This is a genomic window from Flavobacterium notoginsengisoli, assembly GCF_042686225.1.
Taxonomy (GTDB): Bacteria; Bacteroidota; Bacteroidia; order Flavobacteriales; family Flavobacteriaceae; genus Flavobacterium; species Flavobacterium notoginsengisoli.
This window is the reverse complement of sequence record NZ_JBHUOT010000003.1, coordinates 355269-375749: the sequence shown is the minus strand read 5'-3', so window position 1 is coordinate 375749 and position 20481 is coordinate 355269. Positions and strand designations below refer to the sequence as shown.

The following is a 20481-nucleotide window of genomic DNA, read 5'->3' as shown; positions in this document are numbered from 1 at the left end:
TATAATTTGATATGAGAATAACAGTATTTATAGCTATGTCTGTTTTAGTTATCGGACAGACATTCGCACAAAAAAAAGAATCTATTCAAAATAAAAAAAACATGAAAACAGAACAAGAACATTATACATTTCAATTAAGTGATAAAGTAACCCGCCAGAAAGTAAGTTTTAAAAACCGATACGGCATTACTCTGTCTGGGGATTTATATCTTCCAAAAAATCCTAATGAAAAGTTGCTTCAGGCTTTAGCTATCAGTGGGCCTTTTGGTGCTGTTAAAGAACAATCATCAGGTTTATATGCGAATCAAATGGCAGAACGCGGCTATGCAGTTTTGGCATTTGATCCTTCTTATACTGGGGAAAGTGGTGGCGAGCCTCGTAATATTGCCTCATCAGATATCAATACGGAAGATTTTAGCGCTTCTGTAGATTTTCTTGGATTACAAAAAAATGTAGACAGAAACAAAATAGGTATTATCGGAATATGCGGTTTTGGCGGTTTTGCACTAAACGCGGTTGCAATTGACAAACGTATAAAAGCGGTAGTTACGACAAGTATGTATGATATTCCACGAGCAGCATCAAAAGGGTATTATGACAAAGTAAACTTAGAAGAGCGCACCAAAATACTAGAGCAAATGAGCATCCAGCGCTGGAAAGATGCAGAAGCAGGCACACCAGAGTATGGAAACTGCCCTAATCCAGATGATATAAAAGGTAATGAACCACAATTTGTAAAAGATTATTATGCTTATTACAAAACAGCTAGAGGTTTTCATAAACGTTCAATAAACTCAAATGCTGCCTGGACAAAAACAAATGGTTTCTCTTTGATGAATATGCCAATACTAACCTACATCAAAGAAATTTCTCCAAGACCTATTTTGATTATTGCCGGCGAAAATGCTCATTCGAGATATTTTAGTGAAGATATCTACAAAGCTGCCGCTGAACCAAAAGAACTCCTGATTATAGCAGATGCAGTTCACGTTGATCTATACGATAGATTGGACAAAATTCCATTCGATAAACTGGATGCATTTTTTAAGAATAATCTAAAATAGCTAGTCATGCTATTTTAAAAAATTGAAAACCAACATGGGCACAAAAGCGAATAGAGATATTTTTAAACAACTTTTAAATGGCGAAACTATCTCTTCATCAAACAATCAAGCTTATAGACTGCTTGAAGAATCTTTCGCCACCAAAAAAATGCTTCTTCGTTTGAACAATACAGATGATCCTTCGGAAATACGATCTATCTTAAGCGAAATCACTAATAGTGAAATTGATAAGAGTACTACTGTATTTACACCAATCCATATTAATTATGGAAAAAACACTAAAATAGGTAAAAATGTCTTTATTAATTTTGACTGTACTTTTTTGGATTTAGGAGGTATTACTATAGAAGATAATGTACTGATTGCGCCAAGAGTAAATATTATCTCTGAAGGGCATCCTATTTCCGGTCAAAACAGACAATCACTTGTGCCTGGAGCAGTAAGAATAAAAAAAAATGCTTGGATAGGAACTGCGGCAACTATTCTTTCTGGCGTAACTATTGGTGAGAATTCAATCGTTGCGGCTGGAGCAGTAGTTACAAAAAATGTTCTAGCCAATACTATCGTTGGAGGGGTCCCCGCAAAAGTTATTAAAGCTATAACCTAATGAAAATAAAAATATTAATCACTATATTTACTATAACTGTAATATTTAGTGGCTGTAATTCTAAAATAGAAAATAAAATGAGTACAACAGAAATTTTTCCTCAGGGTGAACCTCTACCAAACGAATGGTTTACAGGCAATGCTTTTTTAAAGTCTTTAGTTGCTCGTGATAAAAACAATGACTTTTCTGCTGGAAGTGTAACATTTTTGCCACGAGCCAGAACTAACTGGCATACTCATCCTAAAGGACAGGTTTTACTAGTTACGGAAGGAAGTGGAATTTACCAAGAAGAAGGGAAACAAGCTCAAAAGATTAGCAAAGGAGACGTAATAAACATCCCTGAAAATATAAAGCACTGGCACGGGGCATCTGCTGATTCAAAAATGGTGCATATTGCTATTACAAATTTTAAAGATGACAGCCAGGTCACATGGCTTGAAGCTGTTAGTGACGAAGACTATGAATCTGCAAATAAGTAGCCAGGGAGAAATAAAGCCAAAAAATAAATCTGGCTTTTCTATTTTTTATTAATTCCCTCAAAAATAGTAAACACCAAATTCTGTAGACAAATAATGGCATTATCATTTTGTGTTTGATAACTTTTTATCTCACAAATAACTAATGCAAGATAAAATATAAAAAGAGTACTTATAACTAATTTAAGTATATATCTTTTTAACATTTTTTGGCATTTGCCCCTTACTATATGTACAAACTGCTCTAGAATTAAAACTTAAAATAATTATCTTATAAATTTAACAAAAAGTAAGTCAGTTTCTTTAAATCATTCACAAAATGGTTTGTAAATTGTTCAGTAAGTCACTTAAGGGACAACTAGAAAATAGTTGTCTCTTTTTTTATAGACTGATATTTAGATTTTTCAAGCCTTCACAGCCTAATATTTGTGGTTCGATTTTTTTACAATAAATTCTTAGTCTGTTTGAAATAAACAATCTTAAAGTGTCGCTATTGGAGAATTAATCAAAGCTGAACGATGGTTCGAAATCCCGTTAAGGATAATAGGATTTTTTTCTCTTTTGGTTTATCGTAATTTTTTGATACTAAATATAGTAATTCCAGAATAATTTCAGCTTCCGTTTCATCAGCAGGGAAGAACTTAGAAAAAAAAGCCGACAGTGAAAACACCTTGGGGTTATATGTTTATGTTAAGGAGACTTTGGACTGGGATTTCGATAAAAGGCCTCAAGGAAAAGAATTTGAATGGTCAAAGGAAGACCTTCAAAAATATGGAAACCTTAACGTTACCCGAATTATGGTAATCGGCAAACCCTAATGCAGATCTTTAAAATCAAACCTCAATCCATGTATTGGATTGAGGTTTATTCATATGAATCAATCCCTGGTTCAATATTTCCAAAACAAAAAACTGTCTGAGATAAAACACCTTTTAATTGATTTCTAAATTCGTTTCTATAAACAATAATATTATTATTTTTTCAACTTTTAGACGGTTTCAATAATGTCTTATTCGCAGATTTTCAGGGCTGCCAGCCAGAATCCAAAAACAAAAAACTGGAGGAATTGTGCGCCACTGGGTCAGCTTTTTAAACTGCTCCTTTTCTCCGATATCCGAATTTCGGCCTATACCGCAATTTATGCGGCAGAAGTTTTCTTAAAACAAAAAAAGCGTTAAAACCCTCTTTCAAAACAAAAAAAAAGCCATTCATAACAATTTTTTTAGTATTAAAATTCAAAGTCATTAGCTTTAAACTACAAATAAAACCGATAAAACTATGATTGATTTTACAGCAAACTGGATGAATTATCTGGACGGTACAAAAAAACTGCACCAGTTGACCATTCCCGGCACGCACGATACCTGCACCTATACGACAGGGGGGCTATTTCAATGCCAGACAATGAACCTTGAAAAGCAGTTTAAAAGCGGCATACGGTTCTGGGACATCAGATTAAAAGTAAAAGGAGGTAAAATTTATGCCTACCACGGTACTAAATATCTGGATATTACAATTGAGAATATACTGACGAGCTGCTCTGTGTTGCTGCATCAGTTTCCGACCGAATGCATTATTATGTGCATTTCACATGAAGGTAATCAGGACAATGAGGAATTGTATGAAAAACTCTGGCCGATTATTAAAGATTTAAGCTATTGGCATACACTTGACCACATTCCGACAGTTTCCGAAGCACGTGGAAAAGCTGTTCTTGTCCGCCGCTTTAAGACACCGGACGGACTGGGATTTCCTGTAGGAATAAATGCTTATGGCAGCTGGCCTAAAAACAGCACTGAAAGATGGGAAAACAACGCAAAAGTTAAGTTTGCAGTTCAGGATGAATACAAAGATTTTTCCTCATTGAAAATGAAAAATAAATTTGAAAAGTTTGTACGGCCTTTATGGGATGAAGCCCAAAATGACAAGGAGAGGTTATTTATAAACTTTACAAGCGGCACGGTTGATGGAGGCGGAAGTCTTTTTTTTCCGCCCAGATCTCTTGCGGAAGTAACCAACGTGTTGCTACTCGATTATCTTTCTAAATTTACATCCGGTCATTACGGCATGATTCCAATGGATTTTCCTGAAATACCGCAAAACGGCAGATTAATCAACCGTCTTTTGACTTTTAATCCTTTCAATTTTACATCCGCAGAGCCCCTGAGAACAGGCAATATTTATGAAATCAGGTCCAGACTGGACTTAAACAAATGTCTGGATGTAAAAGGAAATATTAAAACAGACGGAACACAGGTTATTGTTCATGCATCCAAGGACCAAATGAACCAGCGATGGAAATTAGCCGATGCGGGCGAAGGCTATTTCTATATCCATACCCTGACACAAAATGCAACAGACTCTGTACTGGATGTTAGAGGAAATCTGCAGGCAGACGGAACAAATATTATTATTCATAAGCAAAACAACGGCAACAATCAAAAGTGGAAAATAACCAAACTCGAAAATGGTTATTTCGTATTAGAGCCTAAAAATGCACCCAATTCCCTGCTTGATTTATATGAATCAAAGACCGAAGACGGTTCGCCTGTAAAAATTTTCAAAAAAAACTATAACGACTGGGCAGAACAATGGGCTCTGCTGCCAATTAAATAGTTACCGGCCAAAAGGAAAACTGAAAACAGCTTTTATCAATCATCAAAAATAAGACTGGATTTCAGCTTTTCTTTTTTATTGACCAGCTTCACCAGACGGTTTACATAGAGCGATAATACAGCTCCTTATATCTGTATTTTTTGCGGATTGTTTCCCATGCAGACAATCTCTTATTCCAAAGGATTATTAATGTTCATAGTAAAATCATTTCCGGAAAGCACATAATAGAGCTGTAGTGATGAGAGTCTGACCATCGTTATTTTAGCCGAGACAATCTGTCCCTCCAGCTGCTCCATCGCATCGTTGAGATAGACAAGTTTATTCCTATAAAAAACAAAGCTCTTTTAATGAGATTAAAAGAGCTGATTTATACTTTAAACACGAATTTTATCTAAATTGAATTAGCCTTAGTTAAGATTAATGATTTTAATTTCTAAATTTAGTTCCGCTCCTAATTTATTGTTTTTTCAACCTTTTAAAATCCTCTATATATAAACCTCTGGCAGTATTTGTAGGATTCAATGTAGCAAGATTGTCAATTTTTAATGAAAAAGAAGGATTGGCGTCTTTTGCTGTAGTTCGCATAGTTTGGCCTGTAATTAATTCGAGAGCTTTATTCAAATAAGGATCTTTTACGTTTCCAAATTCAACCAGATTTAAGAAAGTACTATAAGGATTGATTTCGTAATCAGGTACAATTTTCACTGGATTTGCGTCTTTGTCTTTATTGTAATATGAAAAAGTAATGGGTTGCAATTGCCATTTGTGTTTAGTGCTTCGATTGGCATAGGACGTATAATTATTAGCAGGAGAATCGTATAGTGTGTTTGATCCAACAAATTTGCCAACGGTTTCTTCTCCTATTGTGATTACGTTAATGTATTTTTTTAGACATTGTATCGTGAGCTCACTAGCAGAAGCAGTTTGAAAACTTACCAGCACATATATTTTTGTCAAAGCAAGGCTGTTTATACTTTCTTCTCTCTGAAAAGTTGGTTCGTTATCAACCAAGTTAAAAATGTTTACTTTTTCGGAAAGATTTTCATAGCCGTCTTCACTATTGTGTTTATCATTGAAGTCTAAATAAATATAGGGTTTATTTGTAAAACTGCCATTAATCATTTGCGCTAGGGCAACTGCCGTTTCTAATGAACCGCCTCCATTGTATCTTAAGTCTAAAACCAATTCGTTAATTCCATCCGATTTCATTTTAGCGAAAGCCAAATTGAGTTCATCATTATAATCAGATTTAAAACCATTAAAAACCAGATAACCGATATTCTTTGCTCCATACACTTTCTTTTCGTAATAAGCAACTGGGTTTTCATCAATTTCAGCTTTTGATACACTCACAGTTCCTGCTTTGTCTGTGGTTACTAAACCACCGCTTGAAAATTGCACGCTTGCTGCCAAAGTAATTGTAATTTGTGTGTTTTCTAGCTGATCATAATTACTTGCAGTAAGCTGGCTTCCATTTATTTTTGTAATAACGTCGCCTCTTTTCAATCCTGCCAAAGCTGCTGGTGAATTAGGTACAATGTAGTTAATTAAGGCTACCATATTTGTATTGGATGCGTCTTTAGGGTAGATTGCGTAATTAAAGCCTCCTTTTTTTTCAACTTCTGCAATTTTTGAAACACGCACTATCTCATTACTATTTTCAATCCAGGAAAATCTATCAACAGTTCCTCTTTGATATAAGAGTGAATAAAAAAGCGCATCGGGAGTTTTTCCGTTGATTAAATTGTTATATACTTCGGCAGAACTGATTTTACTATCAGACAAATTGGGAACGTTGGACTGCCAGTAGTACCAAGAATTCATAGCTTTCCAAACAAAGTTGTTAATCTCGTCTGGCTTAGTAGTTGTGGCTTCATTAGTGTCAGAATCAGAATCCTTGCTGCAAGCTGTAAAAACCAATCCTACAAGTAATATCTTAACAATATATTTTAATTTCATTATTTTTTCAATCGTTTAATTTAAGTTAAATTTGTGGGTGTAAAACGCTAAAATTATGAAAAATAGTATTCCTAAAGCCTTCTTTTTATTGTTTTCTTTCGGACTTTTTTTTCTTTCCTGTTCCAGACAACTTTTAGATATTAAAAATCAAACGTACAAAAGTTATAACAACAATAGTGAAAGAGGATATATAGTTAGTTTTAAATTAAATGACACTGCTGTTGTTCCTAAATCGGTTGTGATTAATGGTATTGTTCAGGATATATCCAAAGCAAATAAAATTGGGGATACTTACCAGATAAATATGATTGCACAAACTACCATAATTCATAATTACAAAGTAAAATTTGATGAAAAAGAAAATGGAATTTATTTTGAGAAAAATTCAAATCTATTTTTTCAACCTGTAAAATTCAAATTAATCACAGACTAAGTGAAAAAGTTTAAATGAACCCGTTTGGTGTAATTATTCCAAACCCCAGTTCAAGTATTTCTTGTGGAGAGTAATGGAACAAAAAATGTTTCAAGAACCTTTAATAATAATTTCAATTAGGACTTGATACCATTTCTCATACAAAAAGCTAAAGTAAATTTCAAATAAATAAGCCATCGCGGCACTATCCGTAGAGATTTTTTATCTCAGACATAACAAACGTACTTTGGGTACTCCCTATACTTTCAACTGATCCCAATTTATTAAATACAAAATCCTGATAGTGCTTCATGTCTTTGGCAGAGACTTTCATTAAAAAATCGTAATCACCTGAAATATTGTAACATTCCACAACTTCTTCTATTTTCATAATATCACTAACAAACTGGTTCCCAATATTACGATCGTGCTGTTTCAATTTGATATTGCAAAAAACGATAAATCCCCTGTTTAATTTTTCTGCATCCAACAGGGCTATATATTTCTTAATGTAACCGCTGTTCTCTAATCTTTTAATCCGCTCAAAAACAGGTGATGCCGAAAGATTTACCATTTTAGCAAGCTCTTTTACGGTGTATTTAGAATTATCGTGTAGTATATTTAATAACTGAAGATCAATATCGTCTATTTGTTCCATAGAATATTTTACTTTAAAGAGGTTTTAACTTATTTTTAAAGACAGAATTAAATTCTTCAAATATAACCAAAAACAATACAAAAATCTTATTTCATATAAATCAAAAACATAAAATACTGAAAAGTTTATTTTCATAGTATAAAAATCTAAAAGAAACTGTTTTATCATGACCACGTCATAAATAAAATTATACTTCTTTTCGTCGAGCCATACCCTGAGCGATAATACTAGCGGCAATTAATTGCAAGGCATGATAAAGCATCAGCGGCAGCAATACGATGCCGGTAATAGTACTGTGCTGAAAAAGTACTTTTGACATAACGGTGCCGTGCACCAATGACTTTTTAGACCCGCAGAATAATACAGTAATACGGTCTTCATCTGAAAAACCAAGCAGGCGGCTTAGTAGTCCGACACAAAAGAATACGGCAAAAAACAATGCTATCATTCCTGCAGCGAGTCCAGCAAGTTCAAGCGCGGTGAAACCTTCAAAAAGATGTTCGGAAAATGACTTACAAAAGGATGTGTAAATAATCGTTAGAATAACTGCCTGATCGAAATATTTGAGCTGTTTCTTGTATTTTTCGGCAATGGCACCGAAACGGGAATTGAGGCATATACCAATGATGACAGGCAGTAAGACTTGAAGAATCAACTTTATGACGATATGAGCAATATCAAAATCGCCTGTCGCAGAAGCTATAAACAGCCCAACCCAGAGCGGCGTAACCACCACTCCAATCAAACTTGAAATGCTCGCATTGAAAATGGCAGCAGGAATGTTTCCCTTGGCAATCGAAACCATGACCACAGAAGAAGAAACTGTGGACGGCAATGCTGCCAGAAAAAACACACCCAGCCAAAGCAGCTCAAAGCCATTATTGACAAACAACGGGCGAAATGCCAAAACAAGGAGCGGAAAAAATAAAAAGGTTGTAAACTGGACGACAATGTGCATTTTCCAGTTAGATAGTCCTGCTTTTAGTTTCTCAACACTTAGCCGCATGCCATAAAACAAGAAAATCAAGGAAACACCAGCATTGGCAATTTCTTCAAGCGAAACAGGTTCTTTGACCATTCCTGGCTTTGGCATAAAATAAGCCATCAGAATCATGGTGGCTATCATTAACAGGAAACCGTCGAAACCTGCTTTCTTTAATACTTGTAATAATTTCTTCAATGTGTTTTAAATATTATTCCCCGTGGAGGCACGGACTCCAATTATTAATATATTGAGACTAAATCCCAAGTTCTTTACGTATAATTTCTGCTCCTGCGCTTAAAGCACTTAACTTACCTCTGGCTATGTTTCGAGATAGCGGGGCCATACCGCAATTTGTAGAAGGGTAAAGATTTTCGGCATCTACAAATTCAAGAGCTTTACGCAAGGTATTAGCTACTTCTTCAGGCGTTTCGATAGTATTGGTTGCTACATCAATGGCACCGACCATTACTTTTTTACCGCGAACAAGTTCCATTAAATTTAAAGGTACATTGGAGTTGTGACATTCTAAAGAGACCACATCAATTTTTGATTTTTGAATTTTCGGAAAAATTTCTTCGTATTGGCGCCATTCAGAACCTAATGTCTTTTTCCAGTCAGTATTTGCCTGTATTCCATAACCATAGCAAATATGAACCGCAGTTTGACAGTGTAAACCTTCAATGGCTCTTTCTAATGCTGCCATTCCCCAATCGTTTACTTCATCAAAGAACACATTAAATGCAGGTTCATCAAACTGGATAATATCTACTCCTGCGTCTTGAAGTTCTCTTGCTTCTTCATTGAGTGCTTTCGCAAATTCCCATGCCAATTTTTCACGGCTTTTATAATGGTCGTCGTACAAGGTATCTACCATTGTCAGCGGGCCTGGCAATGCCCATTTTATAGGCTTATTAGTTTGTTTGCGTAAAAATTTAGCATCTTCAACAAAAACTGCTTTTTGACGTGCAACCTCACCTACAACCACTGGAACACTCGCGTCATAACGGTTACGAATTTTTACTGTTTTACGATTTTCAAAATCTACACCGCTTAAATGCTCGATAAAAGTGGTTACAAAATGCTGGCGTGTCTGCTCGCCGTCACAAATGATATCCAGATCTGCCAATTGTTGTTCCTGCAGAGAAATGCGCAAAGCATCTTGTTTTCCTTCAAGTAGCTGATCGCCTTCTAATTTCCATGGTGACCAAAGTTTTTCGGGTGGCGCAAGCCAGGCAGGTTTGGGTAAACTTCCAACAATAGAGGTGGGTAATAATAATTTCTTCATAATAGTATAATTTTAATGCGTTGTAATCAATTAAAGAGCAAAATTAGCAGACCATTTTTCCAGGAGACTTTGGTAAGGCTTAATGAAATGCTCTTCTGCATACTTACCTTGTTCAATAGCCAATCGGCTTCGCTCTTCGCGGTCATAATCCACGCGAGTCAGTGAATAATCTTCGTGTTTAAGACTAGGTTGATAGATTTCCCCAGCCACTGAATTTGCATTGTAAATTTCGGGGCGATAAATCTTCTGAAAAGTCTCCATCGTGCTGATGGAACTGATTAATCCAAGATCAGTATAATCAGCAAGCAAATCTCCGGAATGATAAAAAGCCATCGGTGCCACACTATTCGGAGGCATAAAAAAACGAACTTTTAAGCCCATTTTAGAGAAATATTCATCAGTGATAGAATACTGATCCTGCAGATACTCAAAACCCAGAACCGGATGCTGATACTCAGTGCGAGTATACGTTTTGTTGCTCGATACACTCAGGCAAATGATCGGTGACATTTTAAAGTGCTCTTTATAAGTGGCGGAACTCACAAAGCACTTATAAAGTTTTCCGTGCAAATCACCAAAATTTTCAGGAATAGAAAAATTAGATTTGTTTTTATTGTGCTCAATCAATAAAATACTGAAATCATAATCCCGAACATAAGAGGAATAATTATTTCCGGCAACTCCTTCGATTTGCTGGCCAGTCTTACGGTCAATAATATTTGTTTTTAAAACTTCAATCATCGGTAGATCGTTACTACCGTTCTTATAATCAATACTCATTGTTACGGTGAGGATTTCAAGTTCCACATGGTAACGATCTGCTTTTGGATTATCCAAATGAGCCAATGCATTGAATCGATTGTTAATCATATTTAAGGCATTGCGTAAGTTTTGCTGGCGATTAGCTCCTCTGGCCAAGTTGGCAAAATTGGTTGTCAAACGCGTTTTACTTGAGGGGTGATAATTTTCATCTAAACAAGTGATCTTTAGTGTGAATGCAAAATCATTCTGAATTGTATTCTGGATGTTTTCAATATCCTGCCATTCGTTTATTGCTCTATCTTCTTGTATGTTCGCTTTCATCCGACGATAATATTTAGTTTTTTTACCCTGCAAATTTGAAAATAAAAGATTTAATATTTTTATTTATAGTTAAAATCAGATAATTATTCTTTTATCATTCGTTTTAAAAGATTATTAATCTTTAAACAAGTATAATAATGAAGGAAAACAGATAATTATTCTTTAGCTAACGAAGATGATGGATTTGAAGTTTCCCAGAGCGCTTCAAAAACTCCAAAAAGAAAATAATATCATTTATATTTGCCAAAATTTAAGATAGCGATAGTAATGAATTTGATAGAAAATTTAAAATGGCGCTACGCCACAAAAGCTTACAATAACATTAAAGTAACAGAAGAGAAGGTCGATCAGATTTTAGAGTCTATAAATCTTTCAGCATCTTCTTGCGGTCTGCAAGCTTACCGTGTTTTTGTTGTAAGCAATCCCGAAATCCAAAAAAAATTAGGTGCTGATTCGTATAATGGACAGATTAGCTCTTGCTCTCATTTGTTGGTTTTTGCTGCATTCAATGACATGACTTCGAGTTACATTGACGATTACATCGCAATGACAGAAAAACAAAGAGGTCTTGATGCTGGTACCTTATCAGGATTTAAAAATGGACTACATTCCTATTTCAGCACTATTAACGCAGAACAAAAAGCTTTTTGGGCGGCCAAACAAGCTTATATTGCACTAGGAACAGCACTTATTGCTGCGGCAGAATTGAAAGTGGACGCCACTCCTATTGAAGGATTTAATGCTGCCACTATCGATACCGTTTTGGGTTTGAAAGAGAAAGGGCTGCATTCTACAGTTATCCTTGCTTTAGGATATCGTGATTCGGAAAAAGACTATATGGCAGCTACTAAAAAAGTTCGTTTGCCTATAGATGAAATGATAACTAAAGTTTACTAATATTACTTAGATATGTTACTTATTACTGTAAAGCTATCTGTTCAGCCTTGTAGACTTGATACATTTTATGCCACAAAAAGCTAAAGTATTTTTTTAAGATACTCTGATAGTACTGACTGTTTTTAAAATTGTCATCGTTATCTGCTACTTTAAAGTCCATCATTACCTTTTATAATATTCCACAATCTGTGATTAAGAAAAAAGTCCCGCTTATTTTATAATGCAGGACTTTAAAAGAAATTTTAGCAATTGGAATAATAAAAATCAGGTGGATTTTTACCGTCGTATTTTTGACTTTTTTTATCTCAGAATTCATCTTCTCTAAATCAGAAACTGATGATTTTACTGAATTTAGATCAACGGTTTTTCAATTTCCAATATATTTAAAAAGTTCTTTACCGATTGTAAAAACATCATTTTAAAAATTGATTTCGGATTCATTATACACGAATGCTTTCTTTTTTTTGCCCAAAAGAGTTTAATGAAATTAACAGTAAAACAAAGAATAATTAATTTAATGCCATTATAATTAGTTACAGTTTGAACTGGATTGATTAAAAGTAGTTATCATATTTGAAATACTGTTTTGTTTAGCAGTACCCGGATTTACAATCATCAGGATCAATCTCTTGTTTTTAAATAAAAATACCTAGATTTTCTTAATTCTTACTTAATATTTTTTATCTACTGTAAAAGTTTTTTTCTATTTATACTATTAGCTCTGACCTGATTGATTTCTTAAAACAAAAGATATTTTATTTTTTTTGTCAATTGTATGAAATGCGAAACAGCTATAAATTTAAAAATAAAAAAAGCTATTATTTAGAATGTTTTTAAATAAAAATATATATTTGCATGACTCCAAATAAGGATAGTTATCTTACAAAACCAATAGATATGTTGATCCGGGCTAAAATAGAAAATTATAACGAATGGCTTTTTCTGGAAGAAATCCCGGAAAAATATGTGGGAGGACACCGGTTGTCTGAACGACAGATAAGTATAAAACACTCACCGGTTGATATGAAAAATTATCAGCTGTCTACTAATGGAATGTTCTTGCTTCATTCCGAAATGAGCTTCAGCGAAACTGTGAAAATAGAATCCGAAATAGACGGTGATGCGATTGCCTGCCAGTTCATTTTCAGCAAAGAGAAAAATAACGGTGCAATGAAAGGAACCGGATATGGGCACAGTCACCATAATATCCGTTATATTCCTTCAGGAAAAGAGTGCCATGAAATTAGACCTGAACTGGAATATATTTATTTTCTTATTGTACTTTCTAAAGATTATTACTTCAATTTAGTAGACATGGCATCTCCCCTGCATGAAGATTTTGTAAGGCAGATGGAAAAAGGAGTCAGTACTTCATTTATTGAAGGGGATTTGTATGTCACACCGGAAATGCGCCATTCCATCAACAGTATTAAGGAGTGCAAGCATGAGGGCCATCTGAAAAGAATGTTTATCGACACCAGAATTATGGAGATCATTATGTTTCAGCTGGAGCAGTTTGGTCAATATCTTCACAATGATAAAGAAGTGCTTCATGAAGAAGATATAGAAAAACTCGAAGCTGTCCGTGAGCTACTGGAAAGACATTACGTCAATCCTCCTACACAAAAAGAACTGGCCAGATCGGCTCTGATTAACGAATCTAAGATGCGTACCGGTTTTAAGAAATACTTTGGTACCACTATTTATGATTTCGTTACCCGAATACGCATGGTAGAGGCTCGAAGGCTCATCACGGAAGAAAAGAAAAACAATATGTATGAAGTAGGAACTATGGTTGGTTTTAAACATCAGGCCAGTTTTACCAATGCTTTTAAACGCTATTATGGACTACCTCCAAGTGAGGTCAGGCTCTAACGGGAGGACTGTCCCAAATTATCCACCAATACTTGTTTCCAGCTTTCCAGCTCTGCAATACCTGGTTTACGTTCACCAAAAAACTGGATAATCATATTGCCGTCTGCACCGTATAATTCTAAAGAATTAACATCACCATCTGCTGTCGGCTTAACCACATGCCAAACACTATGTACAGCATCTTCATTGATTCTGGTTTGTCCTCCGGATCTTTCAGAAAAATTTAGCCAGGCTCCATTGCTATGGACATTGGATAACTGCCCGGTATTAATCTGCACACATCCTTCATTAGCTGTAAACATCATAATAGGAATTTTGGTGTCCGAACAATGCAAAATAGTACGACGGAAAGATTCCAGACTCACCTGAACCGCCCTTCTTGGCGGAGCCAACCTTAGTGCTTGTGTACGCGTTAACCCAAAGCGTTTTATTAAACCATAGAATTCATGTGTATCTGTCATAGTATTCCATGACTGATGAAAATCAATGATATCAATTTCCGCATCCCGCTTTTCCTGCTTGTATTTTTGTTTTCTCTTTTCTATTACAGGGGCGGACTGATCTTTCTGCTTAAATTCGGATATAAGATCAAGATAAGCTTGTCTGTAACTACCTCCTGTCAGATAAATTTGATGAAGGTTTTTTCCGTTACTGTCAAAAAACTGCAGGCTTTCCTTTCCTTTATCTTCTACAGCCAGAGCAGTCTTCCATTTGTCTTCAAAAATCCTCAGGTCAATGTCTTCCCCTAAAAAAAGCGTTATGTATTCCTGTTTTGAAAAATTTCGGTAAACACCTATCCTTTCTGTCTCACAGTTTTCATTACAGGTAACCGCTTTCACCAATCCTAATTCTTCTATCCTCATTAATATAGCTTCCATTTCAGGACGCAGTAAAATAACATTTTCGCCCAGTCCTTCAAACATTATTTCTGCGGGAGTAACCCCGAGGGTTTCGGCTATCTGCCATAAGGGTCTGGCAGGATACTCATCTCGATACGAAATAAAGCGTTCTTTAAGTGAACGTCTATTATAATACCCTGCCAGATTAGTATTGAATACAGCTGCATCAAGCTTAAGACCATTTGGTGTTATCTGTGTAATCAAAGTCCTAGGGTCGGTCTGTACCTGGGTATGAACACCAAATGCGGTAAAAATATTACGGCTTGTCAATACCTCTTCAGGAGCACCGTCCCACCACTTTCTTCCGCCTTTGAGCATAATAACACGATCAGCATATTGTGCTGCCAAATTAATCTCGTGCAGGACGCACACTACCATAAAACCTTTTTTCGATAATGCATTGGCTATTGCCAAAGTTTGGTGTTGATAGAGCATATCCATACTGGAAACGGGCTCGTCCAATAATAATAAAGCCTCCTTATTATCCCAAACCTGAGATAACACTCTTGCCAGATGTACCCTCTGCTGCTCTCCTCCGGAGAGTGTGAGCATAGAACGTTCTGCCAGATGAGTAATACCACAAATTTCCATGGTTTCTTTCAGCGCAAGCTTATTGGCTGAATCTGTATTACCTTTATCTTTTGCATAACGTCCCATCAAAACAATTTCCTGAACAGTAAATGCGAGACTTACTGTATTTTGCTGGTACAACGTAGCACGTTTGCCCGCAAGTTCTTTTGCCGAATAATCATTTAGATTTTTAGCATCATAAACCACACGTCCTTCAGAGGGCTGTTTTTCTCTGCATAATATTTTCATCAGAGTGGATTTTCCAGCTCCATTGGCTCCGAGTATTGCTACCATTTCGCCATTTCGAATGCTGAAAGTGATATCTTTTAATAAATGTCTATTATCGATTTTATAGCTAACTGATTCTACTCTTAACATAGACTTTCTTTACTATTAATTATTGCAATATTTTCTTTTTGTCTTTATATAATATGTACAGAAATACAGGTGCTCCCAATAGCGCCGTGATTACACCTATAGGAAGCTCAACTGGAGCAGCCAGTATTCTTGCCAGCAGGTCTGATACTGTAAGCACTAATGCGCCCAGAAGCGCAGATGCGGGCAAAACCAACCGATGGTCAGCTCCTCCTATCATTCGTACAATGTGGGGTACCAGCAGTCCTACAAAACCAATAATTCCTGTTACCGATACACAGGCTCCAACTGCTAATGTTGAAAGAATAACCACCCTATTTTTGATTTTTTGGGGGTTCATACCGATCTGCTCTGCCTGATGTTCCCCGATTGCAAATAAATTCAGTCCTTTCCCATAAAGAGGTAACAAAAACAATGGAATCAGAATAAAAGGAGTAATACCGATAATCATATCCCAATTTGCACCGCCCAGACTTCCAAGCATCCAGAAGGTAATGGTTCTCAGCTGTTGTTCATCAGCTGTGTAAGTGAGTAATCCGGTAAGCGCCCCCGCCAAAGCATTTATTGCAATACCTGCCAGCAACATAGTGGCTACATTGGGTTTTCCATCTGTCCTGGAAAACTGATATACTGACATTGCAGCAAGTCCAGCTCCAGCAAAAGCACCAAACGCCAGAAGATAGAATCCTAAAAGTTCACTGAGGGAAACCAGCAAAAGAGACTCCATCCCAATGATCAATACTGCAAACAATGATGCTCCTGCTGAAATTCCGATTAATCCAGGTTCTGCTAAAGGATTGCGAAAAATTCCCTGTATGGCAGCACCCGAAATTCCTAAAGCAGCACCTACTAATAATCCTAATATTATTCTTGGCAGCCTTACATAGAGCAGTACATTTTCCGCCAAATCATCGGCAGCTGTAAAGTTTATAATCTCCATCTTCTTCGCCAATATGGTAATCACATCCAAAACAGGAATATACATAGCACCCAAACCTAAAGAAAATAACACAACAGCAAAAAGCCCGAAAGTTAAGGTGATATATATTGTTTTATTATTTGTCATTTTTTATTTAACTTTTTATGAATTCCTTATGCAAAACCAATATTGCCTGATCCAGTCTCGTTGCGAAATTAATCATCAATGGACCATCCATAACCGCTATTCTTTTATTTTTTCCGGCATTTGTATAGGCCACCCCTGGCATTTTAAGCAATCCACTGGTGCCTCCAAGACTTTCAATTCCAAAATCAAATAAAAACAGTACATCAGGATTAGCGCTCACGAGCGCTTCTGTACTGTAGGTTTTGTACCTGTTAAATTCCTGTATGGCATTCCTTCCTCCAGCCAGTGCAATGATGGCATCCATATTGCTACCTTTTCCTGCCACAGTCATTGTTCCTGTTCCTCTGGCATATATAAAGAGCACTTCTGGTTTCTTTTTATTAAGTTTTACAGTCTGTAGTGCTTTATCAATACGTTTTCCGGTTTCCAGAGCCAGTTTGTTTCCCTTCTCCTTCTCTCCCAGTGCCGTGCCCACTTCTCGAATAAACTGTAATGCTCCTTTCACACTATATTCCTGTTTAACTGCCACAAATCTAATCCCTGCACCTTTTAAAGACTGAATAACTCCATAGGGCACATCCCCGTAAGGAGCAATAATCAAATCTGGACGATAGCCCATTAAACCTTCAGCAGAGACCGAACGGTTCTTACTTACTTTGGGCAGTTTTTTAATAGACTGCGGATATTCGCTGGTCACATCCACGGCAATAATCTGCTTTTCAAAACCAAGTTCTGCAACTGTCTCAGTAATGGCTCCGCCTAATGTAATGATACGTTTAGGCTGGGCATAAATAAGGAATGAACAAAAAAATAACAGGCTTATTAGCAGCCGATTTCTCCAGATTCTCATCTTCATTTCTATTAGGTATTTAAGGGATAAAAAGTTATTGTTATGGATCATTATTAAGTGCAAAAGAAGTATTTAATTGATCTAAATACAAATAGTTATGGATGTTAAAAAACGAATTGAACAAATTTGAATTTCTCCGATCACAGTGTTAAAAACCAACACATATAACTAATTTACAAATACTTACATTTCACCTAAAGCAGTATTGTTTACTTGTTTTTTCTTCGTTTTTGATAAATAAAAAACGGATAGAACAAAAAATAAAACGGATAGAACAAAAGAAAAAACGGATGAAACAAACCTTCTACCGTCTGTAATGAGTAATATTGCACAACAATTCTTGTTTAGAATGAATAAAAATAACAAACGGCTTTTGAAATTGAAATTGATTATCTTAAAACAAATATATTCGTTGATCCTATTACTGTTATTCCCAGTTATAATTCATGGACAGGTGACAATAAGAGGAATTCTTACGGGAAAAATAATCGATAAAAACGGTCTGCCAGTTTCTGGTGCGGGTCTTTCTCTTCAGCCTGACATGCATCAGTCACAAACAGATAAAAACGGAAACTTTACGTTCAAAAATATTATTGCAGGAGAATATACTATCACTGTTTCCTATATTGGATACAAACTCTATCAAAACAGTGTTCTGATTGAAGCCGATAAAAAAAACAGCATCAATATTGCTTTAGAAGAACAGGAAAACGCATTGGAACAGATAACGGTATACAGTAAGCAGACCAAAGTCGATAACCTGCTTGATATTCAGCGTAGTGCCATGCCTGTTACCGTTATTACCAAAGAGACCATTGCACAAATGGGTAGCCGTAGGCTCGATGAAATATTAAAAGAACAAACAGGGATTGCTGTAGTCAATGATATTGGCGGAGGAGCAAGAGCTGTTGGCGTCCAAATGCAGGGCTTCGGCAGTGATTATGTTATGATTCTTATTGACGGCCAGCCGATGGTAGGAAGAAACAGTGGTAATTTTGATCTTTCCAGAATTAGTGTGAGCAATATCGAACGAATCGAAATTATCAAAGGAGCATCTTCCTGTCTTTTTGGAAGCGAAGCATTGGGCGGAGCAATTAATATAGTAACACGCCACGGGGCATTTCAACCGCAGGGACTGGCTTCCATTCGTTACGGTTCCCTAAATATTGTGGATGCGACACTCGAAGGTGAAACTCCCTTTCACTATCAGAGGGGCTCAGCTAATATATCGGCTAATTATTATCGCACAGACGGTTTCAATACGGACCCCAATTTCATGGCAGCCGGTACCACTGCACCACCTTATGACGATTATACGCTACAGGGACGTATGCGTTATCGTCTTACCGAAAACAGCACTTTAGGTGCTTCAGGAAGATATGCCCTTCGCAGGTCTTTTATGGAGCAGATATTCGGAAGCAGTGAAAATCAAAATTCGGCGGCCGACAGCCAGGATATTACAGATATTAATGCTTCTGTTACTTATGACATTCTTTTTAATAACGGCTTCAGAAGTATGAGCCGCTACTATCTAACCCGATATGAATCTGATATGAGCATATTGTGGCAGCAAAGTAGTTCGCAGGTCAGTGCAGAAAAATTTGCTCAGACACTGCATCGTTTTGAACAGCAATTTGCTTACGCTCCGGCTGCAGATTTGAAATTTACCGCCGGATTAGGCGGTACTTCTGAACAGATGGACAATCGTGATTTTAATGTACCTGGCGGCATGTGGAGCAGCTTTGCCTATCTGCAGGGTGACTGGAAGGTGAGTGATAAATTTGAAGCGGTAGGCGGCCTGCGATATGACCATAATAGCAGCTACGGCGGCAGGTTCAACCCCAGCTTAGGATTACAATACCATATTAATCCAAAAATTACCCTGAAAGCGGCCCTGGGAAGCGGTTTCAAGACACCGGATTACCGTCAACGCTATCAGGTATTCATGAATCCAACAGCCAACTATCTTGTCATCGGTACTGAAGTGTTGCGCGCTACTCTGGAAGAAATGAAAAATAACGGACAGATCAGCGAAGTAAGGGAATATCTGGTCAATCAGCTGGACCAAAATCTTCAGGCAGAAAAATCACTTTCCTTTAATGGAGGTTTTACTTACACTCCTAAGCAATATATTAAGATTGATGTTAACGCATTTTACCATAAAATATCCAATCAGATTAACAGCATACGTGTTGCCACGGGAACCAGTATAAGAGATATTTACACCTACCAAAATTTGCCGAGATCCTTCAATACCGGACTGGAAATGTCAATGTCGATAAAACCGGTTTCCGGACTAGATCTTAGTGCAGGATACCAATACCTGATAGCCAAAGACAGAGGCGTAATGGATAGCATAAGCAATGGAACCGGTGCCTACGCCTCTATTCGCGACAATGCCACAGGAATATACCGCAAATCTAAACTCTCAGATTATTTCGGAATAGAGAACCGTTCCCGCCACATGGCCAACCTACGTGCTGCTTACACTTATGAGCCATGGGACATTACAGGAAATATAAGGATAAACTACCGTGGTAAATATGGTTTTGTAGACAGTAACAATAACCGTTTTCTAGATCAGTACGACATTTTTGTAGATGGACATTTTTTATTGAATGCAGCAATAGAAAAGAAACTAATAAAAGAGCGTCTGAGCCTTCAGCTCACGGCTGACAATATTATGGACTATACCGACAGGTTAATGCCAGGTCAGCCTGGACGAATCATGTTACTGGGTATTAAATACCGGTTTTATAAAGAATAAAATCAGAATAATTAATAAAAGGTGAAATCATCATAAA

General features: G+C 36.5%; 16 protein-coding genes. 8 read left to right on the top strand and 8 right to left on the bottom strand.

The annotated features are described in order from the left end of the window. The first annotated feature begins 11 nt into the window (after nucleotides 1-11). The 4 genes from ACFS3A_RS09465 to ACFS3A_RS09450 all read left to right on the top strand — a co-directional run bounded on the left by ACFS3A_RS09465 (nucleotide 12) and on the right by ACFS3A_RS09450 (nucleotide 4763). Nucleotides 12-1064, top strand: coding sequence for an alpha/beta hydrolase (locus tag ACFS3A_RS09465; RefSeq protein ID WP_379825173.1), 1053 nt, complete (start codon nucleotides 12-14; stop codon nucleotides 1062-1064). Between the two features lie 34 nt (nucleotides 1065-1098). Next, nucleotides 1099-1671, top strand: a complete 573-nt coding sequence (locus tag ACFS3A_RS09460) for a sugar O-acetyltransferase (RefSeq protein WP_379825171.1) — start codon at nucleotides 1099-1101, stop codon at nucleotides 1669-1671. Further along, nucleotides 1671-2150 (top strand): (R)-mandelonitrile lyase, encoded by a 480-nt coding sequence (locus tag ACFS3A_RS09455; protein WP_379825170.1) that lies wholly within the window; start codon nucleotides 1671-1673, stop codon nucleotides 2148-2150. The genes ACFS3A_RS09460 and ACFS3A_RS09455 overlap by 1 nt, the downstream gene beginning before the upstream one ends. 1275 nt (nucleotides 2151-3425) lie before the next feature. Further along, nucleotides 3426-4763 (top strand): phosphatidylinositol-specific phospholipase C domain-containing protein, encoded by a 1338-nt coding sequence (locus ACFS3A_RS09450; protein WP_379825169.1) that lies wholly within the window; start codon nucleotides 3426-3428, stop codon nucleotides 4761-4763. Nucleotides 4764-5219: 456 nt separating this feature from the next. Here the strand turns inward: ACFS3A_RS09450 and ACFS3A_RS09445 are convergent, their stop codons facing one another. Beyond that, entirely contained in the window at nucleotides 5220-6722 is a 1503-nt protein-coding gene (locus ACFS3A_RS09445) for a S41 family peptidase (RefSeq protein WP_379825167.1), read from the bottom strand. 55 nt (nucleotides 6723-6777) lie between these two features. Here ACFS3A_RS09445 and ACFS3A_RS09440 point away from each other — a divergent pair, with 55 nt between their 5' ends. Further along, nucleotides 6778-7155: a hypothetical protein gene (locus tag ACFS3A_RS09440; RefSeq protein WP_379825166.1), complete on the top strand. Its 378-nt coding sequence runs from the start codon at nucleotides 6778-6780 to the stop codon at nucleotides 7153-7155. A gap of 184 nt (nucleotides 7156-7339) precedes the next feature. On the opposite strand, the gene ACFS3A_RS09435 is transcribed toward ACFS3A_RS09440, so the two are convergent. The 4 genes from ACFS3A_RS09435 to ACFS3A_RS09420 form a co-directional block, all read right to left on the bottom strand. Further along, nucleotides 7340-7792: an Lrp/AsnC family transcriptional regulator gene (locus ACFS3A_RS09435; protein ID WP_095929232.1), complete on the bottom strand. Its 453-nt coding sequence runs from the start codon at nucleotides 7790-7792 to the stop codon at nucleotides 7340-7342. 187 nt (nucleotides 7793-7979) lie between these two features. Beyond that, a complete protein-coding gene (locus ACFS3A_RS09430; protein WP_379825165.1) occupies nucleotides 7980-8972 on the bottom strand; it encodes a bile acid:sodium symporter family protein in 993 nt (330 codons plus the stop codon). 58 nt (nucleotides 8973-9030) lie between these two features. Then, nucleotides 9031-10062, bottom strand: a complete 1032-nt coding sequence (locus ACFS3A_RS09425; RefSeq protein WP_379825164.1) for a methionine synthase — start codon at nucleotides 10060-10062, stop codon at nucleotides 9031-9033. A 30-nt stretch (nucleotides 10063-10092) separates the two neighbouring features. Further along, complete coding sequence (locus ACFS3A_RS09420) at nucleotides 10093-11145, bottom strand: DUF1852 domain-containing protein (protein WP_379825163.1); 1053 nt, start codon at nucleotides 11143-11145, stop codon at nucleotides 10093-10095. A gap of 267 nt (nucleotides 11146-11412) precedes the next feature. Between ACFS3A_RS09420 and ACFS3A_RS09415 the strand changes: the two genes are divergently transcribed. After that, complete coding sequence (locus tag ACFS3A_RS09415) at nucleotides 11413-12042, top strand: nitroreductase family protein (RefSeq protein ID WP_379825162.1); 630 nt, start codon at nucleotides 11413-11415, stop codon at nucleotides 12040-12042. An 855-nt stretch (nucleotides 12043-12897) separates the two neighbouring features. Next, nucleotides 12898-13917 (top strand): helix-turn-helix transcriptional regulator, encoded by a 1020-nt coding sequence (locus ACFS3A_RS09410; protein ID WP_379825161.1) that lies wholly within the window; start codon nucleotides 12898-12900, stop codon nucleotides 13915-13917. Here the strand turns inward: ACFS3A_RS09410 and ACFS3A_RS09405 are convergent. The 3 genes from ACFS3A_RS09405 to ACFS3A_RS09395 are packed head-to-tail and all read right to left on the bottom strand — an operon-like array spanning nucleotide 13914 to nucleotide 17683. Next, nucleotides 13914-15764 (bottom strand): heme ABC transporter ATP-binding protein, encoded by a 1851-nt coding sequence (locus tag ACFS3A_RS09405; RefSeq protein WP_379825160.1) that lies wholly within the window; start codon nucleotides 15762-15764, stop codon nucleotides 13914-13916. The two genes, ACFS3A_RS09410 and ACFS3A_RS09405, sit on opposite strands and share 4 nt — an antisense overlap. Nucleotides 15765-15783: 19 nt before the next feature. Continuing rightward, nucleotides 15784-16827: a FecCD family ABC transporter permease gene (locus tag ACFS3A_RS09400; RefSeq protein ID WP_379825158.1), complete on the bottom strand. Its 1044-nt coding sequence runs from the start codon at nucleotides 16825-16827 to the stop codon at nucleotides 15784-15786. A 7-nt stretch (nucleotides 16828-16834) separates the two neighbouring features. Continuing rightward, the gene (locus tag ACFS3A_RS09395; protein ID WP_379825157.1) at nucleotides 16835-17683 is read right to left on the bottom strand and encodes a heme/hemin ABC transporter substrate-binding protein; all 849 of its coding nucleotides are present in this window, start codon (nucleotides 17681-17683) and stop codon (nucleotides 16835-16837) included. A 310-nt stretch (nucleotides 17684-17993) separates the two neighbouring features. Here ACFS3A_RS09395 and ACFS3A_RS09390 point away from each other — a divergent pair, with 310 nt between their 5' ends. Beyond that, complete coding sequence (locus ACFS3A_RS09390; RefSeq protein WP_379825155.1) at nucleotides 17994-20444, top strand: TonB-dependent receptor; 2451 nt, start codon at nucleotides 17994-17996, stop codon at nucleotides 20442-20444. The last annotated feature ends 37 nt before the right edge of the window (nucleotides 20445-20481 follow it).

Excerpts from the sequence above, each read along its gene's own strand:
- ACFS3A_RS09460 (WP_379825171.1), top strand. The coding sequence starts at position 1,099 with ATGGGCACAAAAGCGAATAGAGATATTTTTAAACAACTTTTAAATGGC.
- ACFS3A_RS09405 (WP_379825160.1), bottom strand. The coding sequence starts at position 15,764 with ATGTTAAGAGTAGAATCAGTTAGCTATAAAATCGATAATAGACATTTA.
- ACFS3A_RS09450 (WP_379825169.1), top strand. The coding sequence starts at position 3,426 with ATGATTGATTTTACAGCAAACTGGATGAATTATCTGGACGGTACAAAA.
- ACFS3A_RS09390 (WP_379825155.1), top strand. The coding sequence starts at position 17,994 with ATGAGTAATATTGCACAACAATTCTTGTTTAGAATGAATAAAAATAAC.
- ACFS3A_RS09445 (WP_379825167.1), bottom strand. The coding sequence starts at position 6,722 with ATGAAATTAAAATATATTGTTAAGATATTACTTGTAGGATTGGTTTTT.
- ACFS3A_RS09425 (WP_379825164.1), bottom strand. The coding sequence starts at position 10,062 with ATGAAGAAATTATTATTACCCACCTCTATTGTTGGAAGTTTACCCAAA.
- ACFS3A_RS09440 (WP_379825166.1), top strand. The coding sequence starts at position 6,778 with ATGAAAAATAGTATTCCTAAAGCCTTCTTTTTATTGTTTTCTTTCGGA.
- ACFS3A_RS09410 (WP_379825161.1), top strand. The coding sequence starts at position 12,898 with ATGACTCCAAATAAGGATAGTTATCTTACAAAACCAATAGATATGTTG.
- ACFS3A_RS09420 (WP_379825163.1), bottom strand. The coding sequence starts at position 11,145 with ATGAAAGCGAACATACAAGAAGATAGAGCAATAAACGAATGGCAGGAT.
- ACFS3A_RS09400 (WP_379825158.1), bottom strand. The coding sequence starts at position 16,827 with ATGACAAATAATAAAACAATATATATCACCTTAACTTTCGGGCTTTTT.
- ACFS3A_RS09435 (WP_095929232.1), bottom strand. The coding sequence starts at position 7,792 with ATGGAACAAATAGACGATATTGATCTTCAGTTATTAAATATACTACAC.
- ACFS3A_RS09455 (WP_379825170.1), top strand. The coding sequence starts at position 1,671 with ATGAAAATAAAAATATTAATCACTATATTTACTATAACTGTAATATTT.
- ACFS3A_RS09395 (WP_379825157.1), bottom strand. The coding sequence starts at position 17,683 with ATGAAGATGAGAATCTGGAGAAATCGGCTGCTAATAAGCCTGTTATTT.
- ACFS3A_RS09465 (WP_379825173.1), top strand. The coding sequence starts at position 12 with ATGAGAATAACAGTATTTATAGCTATGTCTGTTTTAGTTATCGGACAG.
- ACFS3A_RS09415 (WP_379825162.1), top strand. The coding sequence starts at position 11,413 with ATGAATTTGATAGAAAATTTAAAATGGCGCTACGCCACAAAAGCTTAC.